Below are 17,120 nucleotides of genomic sequence, written 5' to 3'. Positions count from 1 at the left end.
TCCTGCCGCGTCCGCCACCTTTAAAGCCAACCTTCGGGTTGGTTTTCTCGTTTAAGAACGATGTATAAAAGAGAAGTAGCTCAGCTGGATAGCGCTACTGTGGATAAAAACTGGCTACGAAACATGATCCCTTTCGGTCGCAGGTTCGACTCCTGCCGCGTCCGCTACTTTTTAATTTTTACTATCATGTTTCAGGCTTTTAAAATGTACCTGACCCTTTAATCATTCATTGTGTATTCAATGTTCTCACATTGTACTTTGTATACAATGCTGTCTTTTTTGTTCTTAAGCCTTAAAAATAGGAATTAGTAATTGTATACAATATTAATTCTTATAACAAAAATGTGAATAATTATTGAAAATAATTGAATATCACGGCTTAAATGTGACTTTTATGGGTTGACTTCAAAATTTTTTTCTGAGTTCTCGAAAATATATTTGCTTTTTACCAATTGGAGTGATTATTCTAATTCTAACCTTTTTTAGATTAGGATAAAAAATGGACAGTTTATTAGAAACTTTTATTGAAGCTGGCACATTAATGTTAGCAGGTATGGTTTTTGTTTTTGCATTTTTAGGGCTACTGGTTATTTTTATTAACTTAGTGCTAGTAAAACTTGCGAACAAATATCCCGATCCTATTATTCAATCTAAATCAAAACCTAAAGCAAAGAAAACAAATATTGCCTCTAATGGTGTAACACCCCAAGTCGTTGCGGCGATAGGTTCGGCTGTTACTCAATATAAACAAAAACATGGCGATAAAGCATAGGAGCGAATACACATGTCAAAAGCACTAGGTATTACCGAAGTTGTATTACGAGATGGCCACCAGTCTTTACTTGCCACTCGATTACGTTTAGAAGATATGTTGCCGATCGCATCAAAATTAGATGATATTGGTTTCTGGTCAATAGAGTCATGGGGTGGTGCTACGTTTGATTCATGTATTCGTTATTTAGGAGAAGATCCTTGGCATCGCATTCGTGAATTAAAAAAAGCAATGCCGAAAACTAAACAACAAATGTTATTTAGAGGCCAGAATATTTTAGGCTATCGTCATTATGCCGACGATGTAGTTGAGAAGTTTGTTGAACGAGCCCATGTCAATGGTGTAGACGTTTTTCGCATATTCGATGCCATGAATGATGTTCGAAATCTTCAAACTGCGATTAAAGCTGCAGTGAATGTTGGTGCTCATGCGCAAGGTACGCTTAGTTATACAGAAAGTCCTGTACATACTCTTGAGGGCTGGCTAACCATGGCTAAAAAGCTAGAAGACATGGGAGCACATTCTTTATGTATAAAGGATATGTCAGGTTTGCTGAAACCATATGACGGTGCAGAATTGATTAGTCGTCTTAAAGAAACTGTCTCATTACCTATTGCTTTACATTGTCATGCCACAACCGGCTTAAGTGTTGCTACTCACATGAAAGCCATTGACGCTGATATTGATGTGATTGACACGTCTATTTCATCTATGAGCCAAACGTATGGTCATTCGCCAACAGAAACAATTGTTTCTATTGTTGAGGGGACAGCGCGTGATTCTGGTTTAGATATGGAAAAACTTGCTGAAGTGGCTGCATATTTCAGGGATGTTCGAGAAAAATATGCAAACTTTGAAGGTAGTCTAAAAGGCGTAGATGCGCGTATTTTACTAGCACAAGTGCCTGGTGGCATGTTAACCAATATGGAAAACCAGTTAAAAGAACAAGGTGCTGCTGATAAGTTTGATGACGTATTAAAAGAAATTCCACGGGTACGTGAAGATTTAGGTAATATTCCGTTAGTCACGCCAACATCGCAAATTGTCGGCACGCAAGCGGTTTTAAACGTACTAACGGGAGAGCGTTATAAGTCGATCACTAAAGAGACTGCTGGCGTTCTTAAAGGTGAATATGGCGCAACGGCTTCTCCGGTTAATACGCAGTTACAAGATCGTGTGCTTGATGGCAAAGAGGCAATTACGTGTCGCCCGGCTGATTTATTAACACCTGAAGTTGATAAACTCACCAACGAACTTGAGAATCTTGCGAAAGAGAAAAGCATTACCTTAGCGGATGAAGTGATTGATGACGTGTTAACTTATGCATTATTTCCGCAAATAGGTTTAAAATTTTTAGAAAATCGAAATAATCCAGATGCTTTTGAGCCAGCACCGACTAAAGAGGCGACAACTTCTGAAGCTTCAACGACGAAGAAAACATCAGCAACTACTGAAAACTACTCGGTCAGTGTGGATGGACAAGTGTTTGATGTTGTCGTTGGGCCAAGTGGTAGCGTATCTTCAGTTACCACTGCAGATGCTGAAATAAAACAATCTGCATCTGTCAGCGCTGGTGAAACCTTAAATGCCCCATTGGCTGGTAATATTTTTAAAGTACTTGTTGATGAAGGTGAAGAGGTTGCCGCAGGCGATGTGGTTATCATCATGGAAGCGATGAAAATGGAAACTGAAGTGCGAGCGGTATCGGCAGGTCAAGTTGCTTCTATTCATGTTAGAGAAGGGGATGCCGTTACTGTTGGCGAAACCTTACTGACTTTAGCGTAGGTGATAACATGGAGCAGTTAAATACTTTATGGTTATCAACAGGCTTAGCAAATTTTGAGTTAGGCCAAGTTATTATGATGCTTGTTGGTTGTGGGCTTTTATTTCTCGCTATCGCAAAAAACTTTGAACCACTGCTACTTGTGCCTATGGGGTTTGGCGCCATACTGACTAACATACCTGTTGCAGGATTTTCTGAGGTAGGTGGTTTATTACATTATGTGTATTACGCAGGTATTGATACGGGTATATTCCCGCTATTAATATTTATGGGTGTCGGTGCAATGACCGATTTCGGCGCGCTAATCGCTAACCCTAAAACCTTGTTCTTAGGGGCTGCAGCACAATTTGGTATTTTTGCTACATTGTTTGGTGCTATCGCATTGAATGCGATCCCTGGCTTCGAATTTACGTTACAAGATGCTTCTGCCATTGCGATTATTGGTGGTGCAGATGGCCCAACGGCCATTTTTTTAGCGTCTAAGTTAGCACCAGAATTACTTGGTGCAATTGCCGTCGCAGCATATTCATATATGGCGTTAGTACCAATTATTCAACCACCAATCATGAGAGCTTTAACCACGGAAAAAGAGCGTAAGATTGAAATGGCACAGTTACGCCATGTAACCAAAATTGAGAAAGTTATCTTTCCGTTGGGTGTCTTGTTGATGACAATTTTCTTTTTACCTGCGGCTACGCCATTAGTTGGTATGTTTTGTTTAGGTAACTTAATGCGAGAATGTGGTGTGGTTGATCGTTTAAGTTCAACTGCGCAAAATGAGCTTATTAATATTGTGACGATATTCTTAGGCTTAGGTGTGGGTTCTAAATTAAGTGCTGATCAGTTTTTGAACGTTGAAACATTAGGTATCCTCGGTTTAGGTGCTGTTGCCTTTTCAATCGGTACAGCTTCTGGGGTATTAATGGCGAAACTGATGAATAAATTAAGTAGCGAGCAAGTAAACCCATTAATCGGAGCGGCTGGTGTGTCTGCGGTACCGATGGCAGCACGAGTAGCTAATAAAGTAGGCTTAGAAGCTAATCCACATAATTTTTTATTGATGCACGCTATGGGGCCAAATGTGGCTGGGGTGTTAGGCTCTGCGGTTGCTGCTGGTATTTTATTAGCATTGGTTGGTCAGTAAACAGTTACAAGTTAATAGAAAAAGCGTTAATCGATGTTTATCACGATTAACGCTTTTTTTTGTCCGAAATGGTCGTGACTATGCCAGAATTTGCTAATTGATTAAAATTATTTAATGGCGTTAAGTAGGCTTCAGTGTTAAGAGATAATAAGGCTTTATCAAGCTGTTTTTTTAATGTTTGACCTGCGCGAGTGTTATTAACGGCAAGACCTGCAGGAATTGTAATTAGTTTGTTGTAATGTATGTTGGAAAATTTTAAGCGGTTGATGGTACTCATCATTGATGCGCGTTCAAAAATCGCAGCTTTTATGCGATTTTTAACGATTAACCTAGCTAACTGCTCAAGGCTGCTGACTTCGATAAACTTTTCTCTAGAAATGTTTGTCACCATTGCCATAAAATCAGCATTCCCCGTTAAAGTACCAATGCTGTTGGTGGTTAAGTTTTCTTCGTTAAGGTATTGTGGGGTTTGTGCGTAAATATCCACTGTCGCTTGAAAAAACCAGTCTAATTCTATTGCGCTTTGATAAAAGCTTTTCGATTCATTGCCTTTTGGGGTTAATCCGATTAACTTCACTTTACCGTCATGCAAGTCTTTTTTGGCTCGGGCATAGGTTGCAATTGTGACCTGGAAAGATAAATCTGTTTTGGCTTCAATGGCTGCTAACATATCAGGTAATATCCCTGAACCATCATCGTTTATAACGGGTGGAAATGGTTCAAGTTCAACGAAAATACACTCTGCATTACCCGTCATTGAAAACGTTAACAATAAGATAATTAAAAGTTTCTTCACGTATTAAATCCTTGCTGCTTTTATTCACCCTAACATAATTATAAAAAGTATCGCAATCTATCGTTATTAAGGCTGTATTTTATATTGTTGCCAGCTTTTATTACTCTTTTCAAAACATACTCTGTCATGTAGTCGACTCGTTCTCCCTTGCCAAAACTCCATGTAGTGTGGCTTAACGCGTAAACCGCCCCAAAATTCTGGTAATGGCACTTCTTGACCTGAAAATTTTTGTTGATACGCTTCAAATTGTTCCTTGAGCGCATTGTCATGACTGAGTTTTTGGCTTTGTTTTGATGCCCAAGCGCCAATTTGGCTACCTCGGTCACGACTATGGAAATAGCGTGTAGACTCTTCTGGTGTGATTTTTTCAACAGAGCCCTCTATACGCACTTGTCGCTGAAGTACATTCCAGTGAAATAACAATGCGACTTTATCATTGTGTTGCAATTCTTGGTGCTTTCTACTGCCGTAGTTGGTATAAAAAACGAAACCTTGCTCGTTGAATGATTTTAATAACACCATGCGCGAACTGGGTTGACCGCTATCACTGACGGTACTGACTGACATCGCTTCTGGCAATAAAATGCCTGATTTATTGGCATCTTCAAACCATTGTTGAAATAAATCAAAAGGGGATTGATTGGGTTTTATATCAGGTAAGGGTAAAGCAACGCCTTGGCCAAATGTAAATAGGCAGCGTAACTTCTCTAAAAAGGTCATGCAGTCAACTCCAGTATTTGAATTTGACCATTTTATCAATAACGATATGTGTTTTATAGAAAAAGAATGAGGAAACAGCAAAACATAATGTAATTAATGCTATTAACTAAACGGTTAATACAGAATAATTATTGCTGATAAACAAGCAGGATATAAAAATTATGATGAATCCCAATCGTCAAGTAAGTCTTTTAAACGTTTCTGCTCCAACAAATCATCAATTTTCCGTCTTACTTTGGCGTTGTTTTCTGCTGTAGGTAAAGAATGCACATCGGGCTCATCATTGTTAAGTTGTTGATTGTGCGCATCGTCGTGTTTGTCATAAGTCATGTTTTTATACCTAGTTCATGCGAATAACGAATATCACTTTCGTAGTTTTCATCCTAATAATGTGAACATAGGCAAGGAAACTTTATCGGTCAAACTTTCAGCGTAAAAAATGTTTTAATTGACGATTAATAATAGTTGATGAAAGGGAGCTGAAAGCACCACTGAAAAATTACAGTAGTGCCAAGTATTAAAAAGTGGTTGTTAACTTTACCAGCCTTCTACGCCTTTCATATCGGGCAACTGATGAGCAATACCTTTATGACAGTCAATACAGGTTTTATCACCGCTAGCAAGTGAGGTTGAATGTTGTTGAGCTGCTCTGCCACTTTGCGCGGTAAAGTCCATGTAATCAAAGTTATGGCAATTTCGGCACTCTAGAGAATCATTCGCTTTTAGGCGTGTCCATTCATTTTGCGCCAAACGTCGGCGATGTGCGAGAAATTTTTCTCGGGTGTTTATTGTGCCGAATATTTTTCCCCACACTTCTTTCGATGCTTGCATCTTTCTGGCTATTTTATCTGTCCATTTATGTGGAACATGGCAATCTGGGCAGGTTGCACGTACCCCTGAACGATTCGAGAAATGAATAGTTGTTTTCATTTCTTCATAAACATTATTTTCCATTTCGTGGCAAGAAATACAAAATTGTTCCGTATTCGTTGCTTCTAATGCGGTATTAAAACCACCCCAGAAGATAATGCCCATGATAAAACCACCAATAACGAGAAAGCCTAAACTAAAGTATGCACTGGGCTTTTTGAGCGTTTGCCAACCAATGCTAATGATTTTTTTCATCATACACTCCTAATTTTCACTTTTTTGTTTCGTTTTCATTAAGCTATGCATATCAATGAAAGTATTATCAACCAAGGTTTTTGCATCAGTTTGCGTGGCATGGCATTGATTGCAAAAATAGCGTCTTGGCGATATCTCTGCGAGAAAATTGCCGTCTCTGTCCATATAATGAGTAACACTTACCATGGGGGCTTGAGATTCTTCTGTGCGCTTCCTACTATGGCACGACATGCACTTGTTGGTATTTAAGTTCACCTCATAATTACGCGTTTTATGTGGGATCACTGGCGGCTGCATAGGATAATTTCTGGCTTGCTTTATATCATTATTCATGACATTGGCAATGGGTGAAGAGGGGGATTGCTGATCTAACGCTTTCCCTTTTCTTAACGTGGCAACATCATCAAAAGCTGCAACAGTAGTTGTGATTAACAAAAGTGACAAAAGTGTGGAATAGGTATATTGCATTGTTTTGTTCATAACATCCTCCTAAGCTTTGACGATTCTGACAGCACACTTTTTAAAGTCTGTCTGCTTCGAAAGTGGATCTGTTGCATCTAAGGTCACTTTATTGACTAATCTGCTGGCATCAAACCACGGCATGTAAACCAAGCCTTTAGGCGGCTTATTGCGCCCTCTGGTTTCTACACGGGTTTGAACTTCACCGCGGCGTGATTGTATTTTTACTAAATCACCACGTCGCATTTTTCGCATTTTAGCGTCATCTGGGTGCATATAAACGAGCGCGTCAGGCATTGCTTTATAAAGCTCAGGTACACGCTGTGTCATTGAGCCTGAATGCCAATGCTCTAATACACGGCCCGTTGATAACCACAAATCGTAATGTGCGTCTGGCACTTCTGCTGGCGGCTCATAAGGTAGGGCAAAAATTACCGCTTTACCGTCAGGCTTGCCATAAAACTCAAAGTCACTGCCAGGGGTTACATAAGGGTCTGAACCTTCTTTGAAACGCCAGCGAGTTTCTTTACCATCAACGACGGGCCAACGAAGCCCACGTTCTTCATGGTATCGATCGTAATACGCTAAATCATGAGCCTTTCCTCGACCAAAACTGGCATATTCTTCGAATAAGCCTTTTTGGATATAAAAACCAAAGTGGCGAGCTTCATCATTCAGTCTGTCTGTTGGTACTTGGTTGATTGAAAATTTGTTTACTTGACCATTTTCAAAGAGCACTTCATACATCGATTTACCTTTGTATGAAGGGTTTTTATCCAGTAATTCTTGTGGCCACACTTCTTCAATAGCGAAACGTTTCGAAAATTCGACTAATTGCCAAAGATCTGATTTAGCCCCCTGTGGCGCTTCAACCATTTGATACCATGCTTGTGTTCTTCGTTCTGCATTACCATACACACCTTCTTTTTCTACCCACATAGCTGTAGGCAAAATTAAATCACCTGCTTGTGCGGTTACGGTAGGGTATGGATCAGACACCACAATGAAATTATCTGGATGACGATAACCAGGATAACCTTCCTCATTCATATTCGCTGCGGCTTGCATATTATTGTTACACTGCACCCAATAGAAATTGAGTTTGCCATCTTTAAGCATGCGATTTTGCACTACAGCGTGGTAGCCGGGTTTTGCTGGTATTGTGCCTTTAGGAAGCTTCCATTTTTCTTCAGCAAACGCTCTATGCTTATCGTTGCTAACAACCATATCCGCGGGTAAACGATGTGAAAACGTACCTACTTCTCTCGCTGTTCCACATGCTGAAGGTTGACCTGTTAATGAGAACGGACTATTGCCAGGGGTTGATATTTTTCCGGTTAATAAGTGAATGTTATACACAAGGTTGTTTGCCCATACACCGCGGGTATGCTGATTGAACCCCATGGTCCAAAAAGAACAGACTTTAGTGTTAGGATCGGCATACAATTCTGCTAATGCCTCTAAGTTTGCTATAGGGACACCAGACAGTTGAGAAGTATACTCTGCGGTATAAGTACTCACAAATTCAGCATATTCTTTGAAGTTAATTGCTTTCGAACCACCAGCATTTGAACCGCTATTCTTCGCACGTTTTTGTAAAGGATGATCCTCGCGTAAGCCATAGCCAATATCAGTGTTACCCATACGAAAATTAGTATGTTTATTGACAAAGTCTTTATTAACACGGTCAGTAGTAATGATGTAATTAGCAATAAAATTTAAAATGGCTAAATCAGTTTGTGGGGTGAAGATCATACTGTTATCAGCAAGATCAGAACTTCGGTGCTGGAAGGTAGAAAGCACGGCTACCTTCACATGGGGGGCACTTAAACGGCGGTCTGTGATTCTTGTCCATAAAATAGGATGCATTTCTGCCATATTAGAGCCCCAAAGCACCATTGCGTCGGTTGCTTCAATATCATCATAACAGCCCATTGGTTCATCAATACCGAATGTTCGCATAAAGCCGCCAACGGCTGAGGCCATGCAATGTCTCGCATTTGGGTCAATATTGTTACTTCTAAACCCGGCTTTAAATAATTTAGAGGCGGCATAACCTTCGAATACGGTCCACTGGCCAGAACCAAACATACCAATACCTGTAGGACCTACTTTTTTAAGCGTTTGCTTTGCTTTTTCTGCCATGATGTCAAACGCTTGCTCCCAAGTAATAGGCGCAAAATCACCATTTTTATCGAACTTGCCATCTTTCATACGCAGCAAGGGGGTTGTTAAGCGATCTTTGCCATACATAATTTTCGATAAAAAATATCCTTTAATGCAGTTTAAACCGCGGTTAACTGGTGATTTAATATCACCATGAGTCGCAACCACTTTACCGTCCATGACCCCAACGTTGACACTACATCCTGTACCACAAAACCGACAAGGGGCTTTATCCCATTTTAATTTGGTTAAATCACTGCTGGTGATCAAGTTTGACGCCGATGCTGGCACCGATACACCTGCAACGGCAGCAGCAGCGGCTACAGCATTAGCTTTAATAAATTCTCGGCGATTAATATTCATTTTGTCACCTTATTCTTCGGTTAAAAATTGATGATAAACGGGCGATAAACTGTAAAGCCCGATAAAATTTCTGAACTGTTCAACAACAAACGCAATGTGCTTTTGGTGTTGAGCTTCAATAGTAAAAACAACTTTGCCATCGTTACTAACTGCGTGGACTTGTGCGCCATGTTGCGCTTCAATTTCTTGGCTGAACGCATTTGTTTGTTGTGGAGTAATATGTGCCACAAAACTGGCGACATGGTATTCGGTTGATTCTGTACTACCATCATTTGTTTGTTTGCTGTTTGTTGCTTTCATAAGAAATCTCATGCGGTAAACGTTTAAACTCGCCCTTTGGGAGCGTGTTAGAGGCGCGATAATTGCGCAAAACGTGTTTGATGTAGAACAACTATACCTGCACACGTTTCGCTTATTCTCCCACCTCTAACATCGCTCTGAACTGACTTAATCTTTATGCGAATTGGTATTAGACGTTCTTAAGAAGTAGGTGGGCCAAACAACATCTGTGATATCCAGACGATAAAACCGAACCCACCAACGATAATGACTGATAAGATTGGCGCTAAAAATACCGCAAGAAAAAGGAAGGTATTCTTTTCGTATTTACGCTGTTTCTCTGAGGATATATTTTGTTCCATGCTTTTATCCTTATCTGAATTTATGCCTATTATGTTTGTTATCAGATAAAACATATTGATCTGTATCAATGTTTATTATTTATCCGTAACGAGAATATTTTTTTCCGTATAGTTTAGAATTTGAAGCTTGCTTGGTATGATAGCCAGCTACTTGTTTACAGAGTTTTGAGTAATAGTTGTGCATTCTACTGACGAGGTATTTCAATGGTTATCATCATGGCAGCCTGATATTTTAGCTGCATATGAACGACGACTCATTATTGCAGAAGGTGATTTATCATGGCAAAACCAAATAGCTGAAATATTTTATAATTATTATGATGAGCACGACGGTGAAGTTTTTTTGTGGGGAGAGTCCCAATCGTATTTAACCGGGAACATTAAAAATTATCGACATCAATTAGGCCGTGAAAATGACGTGGTGGTTTTTGCTGAACCTGATTTTCATCCCGATGCGTTTGCTGCGTTATCAGGAACTATAAAAGCGGGAGGGGTGCTGCTATGGCTAAAACCAAGCACGTGTAAAACGAGTCTTTTTATGCAACGTATTATCGATCATTTCACTCTAGATCCTGACGTTGTTCAGTTAACTCCTACAATGTTACCAAAAGTGAACACAGTAAAAAAAAGCGCGCTTGAAAAGCAATCTACAGCACTTAAACACGGGTGTGTTACCTTGGAGCAACAACACGCCGTCGACAGTATTTTACGTGTTGCATCAGGTCATAGAAATCGTCCGTTAGTACTCACCGCTGATAGAGGTCGTGGAAAATCAACCGCGCTAGCGTTGGCAAGTGCTCACCTTTTATTGCAAACAACTCAACCACCAACCACCATTATTATTTGTGCACCAACCATAAATGCAATTACCGTGTTTTTTCAGCAACTTTCATTACATTGTCCACAAGGTACATTGACGAAAGATAAGTTTATATTTCAACAACATGTTGTAAGATTTATTCCAATAGATGTGTTACTCGAAACTAAACCGACATGTCAATTATTGCTTGTTGATGAAGCAGCGGCAATTCCGGTACATTTATTATCAACGGTTGCTGAACACTTTAAACGCATTGTGTTTTCATCAACACAACATGGTTATGAAGGAGCAGGTAGAGGATTTGCCATTAAGTTTCAGCGTTTATTAGCTAACATATCCCCCCAGTATCGCGCAATACATATTCAGCAGCCGATCCGTTGGCGTGAAAATGATCCATTAGAAACGCTCATTTATGCTACCTTTTTGTTTGATTGCCACCACGAGCCTTTACCAATAAAGCATAACGCATCGGCACAACGGTTTCGATTTGTGAATAAAAATGAATTAACTAGAGATAATGCCTTACTGACACAAATATTTGCCGTGCTCATGAGCGCGCATTATAAAACCACGCCGTCTGATTTAAAATTACTGCTCGACAATGAAGCGGTACGAATTGTTATAGGCTATCAAAAAGAAAACTGTTCAGTGAACGCAGTAGCGTTGATCGTTGAAGAAGGCAATGCCAGCAATGACGACGTTGCTTCGGTGATCAACCATGAAAAGCAATTGACTAACCAATTTATTCCGCAATATTTACTCAGACATCTATCGGTTGAAAACGCCTTTAAGTATCGATATTGGCGCATAAATAGAATTGCTGTTACCGAGGGTATGCAACAATTAGGCGTTGGAAGTAAACTTCTTAGTTTTGTAGCCACAGAAGCAAAACAATTATCTGTTGATTTTGTATCAACCAGTTTTTCAGCAAATCAAGCGATTGTGTCGTTTTGGCAAAAAAATGGGTTTACTATTGTTAATCTTGGTCTGTCAAAAGTACAAGCGAGTGGTGAGCATGCTGCGTTAATGTTAAAAGCCCTAAATGACGAGGCTAAACAAATTGAACTTGCTTTGGCTGAACAGTTTTATCGAAAAATAGCCTTTTATTTACCTAGTGTATTTCAAAAGCTACCAGCATCATTAATTCGACAGTTAATGCGCACTGGAAAGTCACGATGGTTACCCCCTTTAACATCAACTGATAATCTTGTTGTTAACGCATTTACCGATAAAAAAATGCAATTTTTACAAAGTGCTTTTAGCTTGCAACTTTGGACGTTGCATTATTTGACTAATGATAAGGTAGCAGCAGAAGATATTATAAAAGGTACATTGTTTTCTAACGCTGAAATCGCCTTAGATTTTATGGTTGTTAAACTTTTACAGCAACAGAGTGATGCTAATATTAGCACAGTGTTTTCATTTTCGGGTAAAAAGCAAATTCAACAACAGTTACAGATTTTATTGCATAATTTAATTTGTTGGTAGGGTAGAACTAGCGTTGACATTGCCAACACCAAAACCGATGCATTGTGTGATAATCACATAGGTTTGCTGTTTCTGATGAAGAATCTGCTGACATGATCACTTTCTCAATATAGTGAACAATAGTTTTTGCCAACCCTTGACTAGGGGCACAACAATACGTGTTAAGTAGAATAGTTAACCATTGCTCAGGGGTTGTAGCGTATTGCTTTTTTAGATCGAAAATGTTCATTGTTAGGACTCCTTTGTAGCTAAACAGCTCGTTAATAAACTTTTCCAAATAACTTTTTTTGCGACAGTATTTAAACTTTGGCACTCGTTGCCATGTACCACGCCTGATGTGATCAATGTTGCTAATAAATGTTGTGGAATGGCAACTTGCGCAAGCTCTATTGTTGGTGGGTTAGCATTATTTCTTGTCATGGTTTTTCCTTGCTTTGACAACCGAAATATAACAGTAGTCATTTATTGAAATAAATGCAAATGATAATTAATCGTATTAAGTGTTTGTTGATGTTGTGAAGCGCCGAATTAAGCGTTACTATCTGATGTGTAAGTAATATTATGGAGGGATTTAATGACACCGGTCATTGAAGTAAAAGGGTTAACAAAAGTATATGGTGAGTTAAATGCGGTAGATGGCGTAGACTTTTCCATCAACCAAGGTCAATGTTTCGGTTTGTTAGGTCCAAATGGCGCAGGAAAAACAACAACAATCGAAATTATGGAAGGGATCATTAAGCCGTCCTCTGGTCAAGTGAAGTACTACGGAAAACCTGCGACTACTGCCATTGCTCAGCAAATAGGCATTCAATTTCAACATACCGCTTTGCAAGATTTCCTAACGGTAAAAGAAACACTTAATCTGTTCTCTTCATTTTATCAACAAACAATAAGCCATGAACGTTTAATTGAATTATGTGATTTAGGTGATTTTTTATCGCGAGATAATCGCCTATTATCTGGCGGTCAAAAGCAACGTTTGTTATTAGCATTGGCACTAATTAATGACCCCGATATTGTTTTTTTAGATGAACCAACAACGGGGTTAGATCCACAAGCAAGACGAAATTTTTGGCAATTGATAGGTAAAATTAAAGCCAATAATAAAACAGTTATTTTAACGACTCATTATATGGACGAAGCAGAGCAACTTTGTGACGATGTAGCAATAATGGATAAAGGCAAAGTTATTGAACAGGGCACGCCTGACCAGTTACTTTCAAGGCACTTTAAGGATGTTTTTATCAATCTGCCTATAGAAGATATAGATGAACATTTAGTGGCAGAAAATAATTGGTTGATCGAAGGTAATAAAGTGGTAATTTCCACGTCAACCGTTGAACAAACATTAGCGTATTTGATAAAGCAAAATATTTCACTAACGGGGCTACATGTAAAGTCGCCGAATCTTGATGATCTGTTTCTAAAATTAACCGGTCATTCTTTGAGAGAATAATATGAACATTAGTCGGTTTTTAGCTGTCGTTAAGGCACGTAATTTAGAGTTTGTGAGGGATAAGTCATCGTTAGGTTGGAGTATTCTGTTTCCTGTAATTTTGTTAGTGGTGTTGTCATTTGTTTTCTCTGGTGATGGTAAAGCTGCTTATAAAGTCGGTGTGATAGATTTAACAAAGGTTGAATCAAACTTTCTGCAAACGAAGTATATAGATTTTGTTGATTACCAAGATGTAGCTCTTGCCCAAACTAAGCTTGCTCATCATAGCCTTGACATGGTGGTTGATTTTACCAATCAACGGTATTGGATCAATCAAGATTCTCCTAATGGTTATTTAGTTGAAAGAATATTTTTAGCCGAACAATCAGGCTTTGAAGCATTAACGACTACGGGTGAAAAAATACGCTACGTTGATTGGGTGTTACCGGGTATATTGGGAATGAATATGATGTTTTCATGCTTGTTTGGTGTGGGATATGTCATTGTAAGGTATAGAAAAAATGCAGTATTAAAGCGGTTGAAGGCTACACCACTAACGGCATTAGAGTTTGTTAGTGCGCAATTAGCATCACGTATCATTATTGTGATGCTTACTTCGAGTGTTATTTATCTTGGTTGTAATGTGTTTTTTAATTTTTATATGTTAGGCAGTTACGTTGACTTATTTATTGTTGGTTTACTCGGTTCAACGAGTTTGATCACCTTAGGGTTATTAATGGCATCAAGAAGTAAAAGTGAAGAGCTTACGGGTGGGTTGTTGAATCTAGTTTCTTGGCCAATGATGATGCTTTCTGGCGTATGGTTTAGTCTTGAAGGTGCGCCTAAAGGTTTACAAGTTTTTGCTGACTTTTTACCTTTAACCCATTTAGTGTCAGGCGCACGAAAAATTATTACAGAAGGTGCAAGTTTAGCAGACATTAGTTACCACTTAGCGATAATGGCAGTGATGACTACAGTATTCTTATCGCTAGGTGCTTACTTCTTTAACTGGAATACAGAGCGTTAATTTTGTAAAAATGGGTGCGTTAACTTTTTAATATCTGACTGGGGGGAGTCAGCTTGGGTAAACAATAAGGTATCTATACTCGCCAGTGTTGATAAATTGGTCGTTGAACCTAAAGAATCTTTCGGTAATTTAACTAAAGGTGTACTGGTTTGTGTGGCAAAACTGTAAAAGCTAATAAGGTGGTAACGTCGATAATTTTTACGATAGTAAATACCTTGTTCGGTATACTCCCACGCGTACGTGACTCTAAAATCTTTACCCGATATTTTCTCTAAGGGACTGTCATTAAATAAATTATTATCTAATTCTTTTTGCCAAAGTCCTTTTTTGGTTGCGGTATACACTAACGTCGATGGAGAGGTCATAACACCAAAACGACCACCATCAAACGTTAAGCGCTTGCTGTCTCCTGTTTTTACATCTATTTGATGTAAGTCCACATATTCGCTCTCATAAACTGCGGAAATAATGGCATCGTCTTGCCATGACCACGTAGGGCGGTTATGTACTTTATGTTGGCTCGGCACGATAGACAGTTTTTGCGTGTCCATATGATAAATATAAATTTTATCAGATTCATTACCTTCAATTGGAGCAAGAAAGGCTATTTTAGAGCCGTCGTGTGACCATCGAGGGTAACGTATTGACCGTTCTAAAAAGGTTAATTGCGTTCGGTTTTTACCTGATGTGTCGGTTAACCAAAGCTCATAATAGCCAGACTCATTGGAGACATAAGCAATTTTATTTTGTTTATGAGAATAATGCGGGTGGTGGTGGCTAAACTCTGATTGTATCAACGGAAAGGGCGTAGATACGATATCACTGTCTAATGCTAATGTTGCTAAATGGTACTTCTCGCTTCGCTGTTGAAAAAACAACTCACCACTTTGTGTTGCAAACGCCGGGTAACTAAAACCATCTATATCAATTTGTGCGGTTTCTTTATTCTTGATATCAACAATATGACCAGATCTTTTATCAGCACGTTGCGCAGCGTATACCAGTTTTTTACCTGACGGGTGCCAAGTTAAGCCTACAATATCTTCTTCATTGGTGGTTATCGCCGTGGCTTCTTTGCTAGCAAGATTGACCAAATAAATATTTTCATTAAAACGGCTGACACGTCGCGTAACTGCAATATGCTTTCCATCCGGGGAAAATTTAAAGTCTCTATCTTTATAACCGCAGTCAATACTGCATGAAAAACGAATCGGCTGGCTTTGTTGGTCGGTTAAGTCAATAAAATAAATGCCATTTTCATCGGCAGGTTCATGGAAGCCGTGAAACGCAAGGGTTTTATCATCAGGCGAAATATCAATATAGTAGTAGCCTCCTTTTAGTGGACAATCTACAATTGGATTTTCTTCTCGCGTTTTTATTTTTAACTGAATAACGTGGCATTGGCTGCGATCGGCAGCGCGCTTGGCGAAATATAAATATTGACCATCGTTACTCCAGACAGAATGACTAAGGTGATTATTACCAAAAGTAAGTTGTTCAGGTGGACGATCATTGTTATTACGATCTTGCAAATATAAATTACGATCTGCTTGTTCTCCACTCCACTTAAACACGATTTTTCTGCCATCAGGTGATGGGGACGCAAACAGCTCTGTACCTGGCTCTTTGGTAATTTCACTAACTATGAGGTCGTTATATTGCTTAGGTTGTGTTAGCTGCATTACCACAATGGCAAGTAAACCGATTAATGCTACAGCTAAGGCAATAATGCCTTTTGGTGCTTGGTTTGCAGGAACGACTTGTTCTTCAGTGATTAACGGTTGAGAGCGCTCAGGTTCGTGTAAAAAAACAGGCTCAATTAATAATCGGTAACCTACTTTTCTAATTGTTTCAATGACTTCACTATCGCCATCTGCACCTTGCAGGTTTTGTCGCAAATGCCAAATTGCATTGGTTAGCGCTTTTTCGCCAACGTATTGATTACCATTCCAAACATTTTCAATTAACTCTTCTCTGGGAATAACGCGTGGGTATTCTTTTGCTAAATAACACAGCAGTTCTATAAATTTGGGTTGGAGTGATTGTTTTTCTTGTCCGGAAAAACAAATAGCGTATTCGATGGGAATCACTTGACATTGACCAATAGTGAATACCGAATCTGAAATCATAAATCGAGCTAAAGCCTTGTTATTTATTTGGGGTGGAGTACAAAAACGTTGCAAAATAATAATAGCGATTACTCACAACACATACAATATAAACTCGTCTTAAAAGTGTAACTATTTTACATTTATATAAAAAAGTATTGATGTTGATGTTGTTTGTTAAGATTTGATTTTAAAGGGGAAAATAAAAATAGATGTTAAATAGAGATAGAAAAGACGCTCAGCCGATTGTGCCATTACCTACACTTACGTAAA

At 39.0% G+C, this 17,120-nt stretch carries 17 protein-coding genes; 6 read left to right on the top strand and 11 right to left on the bottom strand.

The genetic code is table 11. The features are described from left to right. Positions 1 to 499 precede the first annotated feature (499 nt). Genes BI291_RS02315 through BI291_RS02305 form a run of 3 tightly spaced genes read left to right on the top strand, consistent with a single transcriptional unit; the run spans position 500 to position 3,699 of the window. Entirely contained in the window at positions 500 to 772 is a 273-nt protein-coding gene (locus tag BI291_RS02315) for an OadG family protein (RefSeq protein ID WP_074496083.1), read from the top strand. 12 nt (positions 773 to 784) lie between these two features. Continuing rightward, positions 785 to 2,557, top strand: coding sequence for a sodium-extruding oxaloacetate decarboxylase subunit alpha (gene oadA / locus BI291_RS02310; RefSeq protein WP_074496081.1), 1,773 nt, complete (start codon positions 785 to 787; stop codon positions 2,555 to 2,557). Positions 2,558 to 2,565: 8 nt separating this feature from the next. Beyond that, positions 2,566 to 3,699, top strand: a complete 1,134-nt coding sequence (locus BI291_RS02305; protein WP_074496079.1) for a sodium ion-translocating decarboxylase subunit beta — start codon at positions 2,566 to 2,568, stop codon at positions 3,697 to 3,699. 46 nt (positions 3,700 to 3,745) lie between these two features. Here the strand turns inward: BI291_RS02305 and BI291_RS02300 are convergent, their stop codons facing one another. The 8 genes from BI291_RS02300 to napE all read right to left on the bottom strand — a co-directional run bounded on the left by BI291_RS02300 (position 3,746) and on the right by napE (position 9,969). After that, complete coding sequence (locus tag BI291_RS02300; RefSeq protein ID WP_074496077.1) at positions 3,746 to 4,495, bottom strand: hypothetical protein; 750 nt, start codon at positions 4,493 to 4,495, stop codon at positions 3,746 to 3,748. A gap of 66 nt (positions 4,496 to 4,561) precedes the next feature. Next, the gene (pdxH, locus tag BI291_RS02295; protein WP_074496075.1) at positions 4,562 to 5,215 is read right to left on the bottom strand and encodes a pyridoxamine 5'-phosphate oxidase; all 654 of its coding nucleotides are present in this window, start codon (positions 5,213 to 5,215) and stop codon (positions 4,562 to 4,564) included. A 159-nt stretch (positions 5,216 to 5,374) separates the two neighbouring features. Then, positions 5,375 to 5,545 (bottom strand): PA3496 family putative envelope integrity protein, encoded by a 171-nt coding sequence (locus BI291_RS18380; protein WP_175573062.1) that lies wholly within the window; start codon positions 5,543 to 5,545, stop codon positions 5,375 to 5,377. Between the two features lie 207 nt (positions 5,546 to 5,752). Further along, positions 5,753 to 6,343: a cytochrome c3 family protein gene (locus BI291_RS02290; RefSeq protein WP_217693804.1), complete on the bottom strand. Its 591-nt coding sequence runs from the start codon at positions 6,341 to 6,343 to the stop codon at positions 5,753 to 5,755. 6 nt (positions 6,344 to 6,349) lie between these two features. After that, positions 6,350 to 6,820, bottom strand: a complete 471-nt coding sequence (locus BI291_RS02285; protein ID WP_074496071.1) for a nitrate reductase cytochrome c-type subunit — start codon at positions 6,818 to 6,820, stop codon at positions 6,350 to 6,352. A 9-nt stretch (positions 6,821 to 6,829) separates the two neighbouring features. After that, entirely contained in the window at positions 6,830 to 9,328 is a 2,499-nt protein-coding gene (gene napA, locus BI291_RS02280) for a nitrate reductase catalytic subunit NapA (protein WP_074496069.1), read from the bottom strand. A 9-nt stretch (positions 9,329 to 9,337) separates the two neighbouring features. Beyond that, positions 9,338 to 9,628, bottom strand: a complete 291-nt coding sequence (locus tag BI291_RS02275; protein ID WP_074496067.1) for a chaperone NapD — start codon at positions 9,626 to 9,628, stop codon at positions 9,338 to 9,340. A 179-nt stretch (positions 9,629 to 9,807) separates the two neighbouring features. Next, positions 9,808 to 9,969, bottom strand: coding sequence for a periplasmic nitrate reductase, NapE protein (gene napE, locus BI291_RS02270; protein ID WP_074496065.1), 162 nt, complete (start codon positions 9,967 to 9,969; stop codon positions 9,808 to 9,810). Between the two features lie 178 nt (positions 9,970 to 10,147). Here napE and BI291_RS02265 point away from each other — a divergent pair, with 178 nt between their 5' ends. Beyond that, a complete protein-coding gene (locus tag BI291_RS02265) occupies positions 10,148 to 12,277 on the top strand; it encodes a GNAT family N-acetyltransferase (RefSeq protein WP_074496062.1) in 2,130 nt (709 codons plus the stop codon). 7 nt (positions 12,278 to 12,284) lie between these two features. Here the strand turns inward: BI291_RS02265 and BI291_RS02260 are convergent, their stop codons facing one another. Together BI291_RS02260 and BI291_RS02255 are read right to left on the bottom strand one after the other, a co-directional pair. Next, positions 12,285 to 12,506 (bottom strand): hypothetical protein, encoded by a 222-nt coding sequence (locus tag BI291_RS02260; protein WP_074496060.1) that lies wholly within the window; start codon positions 12,504 to 12,506, stop codon positions 12,285 to 12,287. A 2-nt stretch (positions 12,507 to 12,508) separates the two neighbouring features. Beyond that, a complete protein-coding gene (locus BI291_RS02255; RefSeq protein ID WP_074496059.1) occupies positions 12,509 to 12,697 on the bottom strand; it encodes a hypothetical protein in 189 nt (62 codons plus the stop codon). A gap of 154 nt (positions 12,698 to 12,851) precedes the next feature. Between BI291_RS02255 and BI291_RS02250 the strand changes: the two genes are divergently transcribed. Beyond that, positions 12,852 to 13,733: an ABC transporter ATP-binding protein gene (locus tag BI291_RS02250; protein WP_074496056.1), complete on the top strand. Its 882-nt coding sequence runs from the start codon at positions 12,852 to 12,854 to the stop codon at positions 13,731 to 13,733. A 1-nt stretch (position 13,734) separates the two neighbouring features. Next, complete coding sequence (locus tag BI291_RS02245) at positions 13,735 to 14,739, top strand: ABC transporter permease (RefSeq protein ID WP_074496054.1); 1,005 nt, start codon at positions 13,735 to 13,737, stop codon at positions 14,737 to 14,739. Here the strand turns inward: BI291_RS02245 and BI291_RS02240 are convergent. Continuing rightward, positions 14,736 to 16,868, bottom strand: coding sequence for a winged helix-turn-helix domain-containing protein (locus BI291_RS02240; RefSeq protein ID WP_074496051.1), 2,133 nt, complete (start codon positions 16,866 to 16,868; stop codon positions 14,736 to 14,738). The two genes, BI291_RS02245 and BI291_RS02240, sit on opposite strands and share 4 nt — an antisense overlap. Positions 16,869 to 17,120: the final 252 nt, after the last annotated feature.

Source organism: Thalassotalea sp. PP2-459 (genome assembly GCF_001913705.1).
Lineage (GTDB): Bacteria > Pseudomonadota > Gammaproteobacteria > Enterobacterales > Alteromonadaceae > Thalassotalea_C > Thalassotalea_C hakodatensis.
The sequence above is the reverse complement of the archived record's forward strand: the minus strand, read 5'-3'. Positions and strand labels throughout refer to the sequence as shown.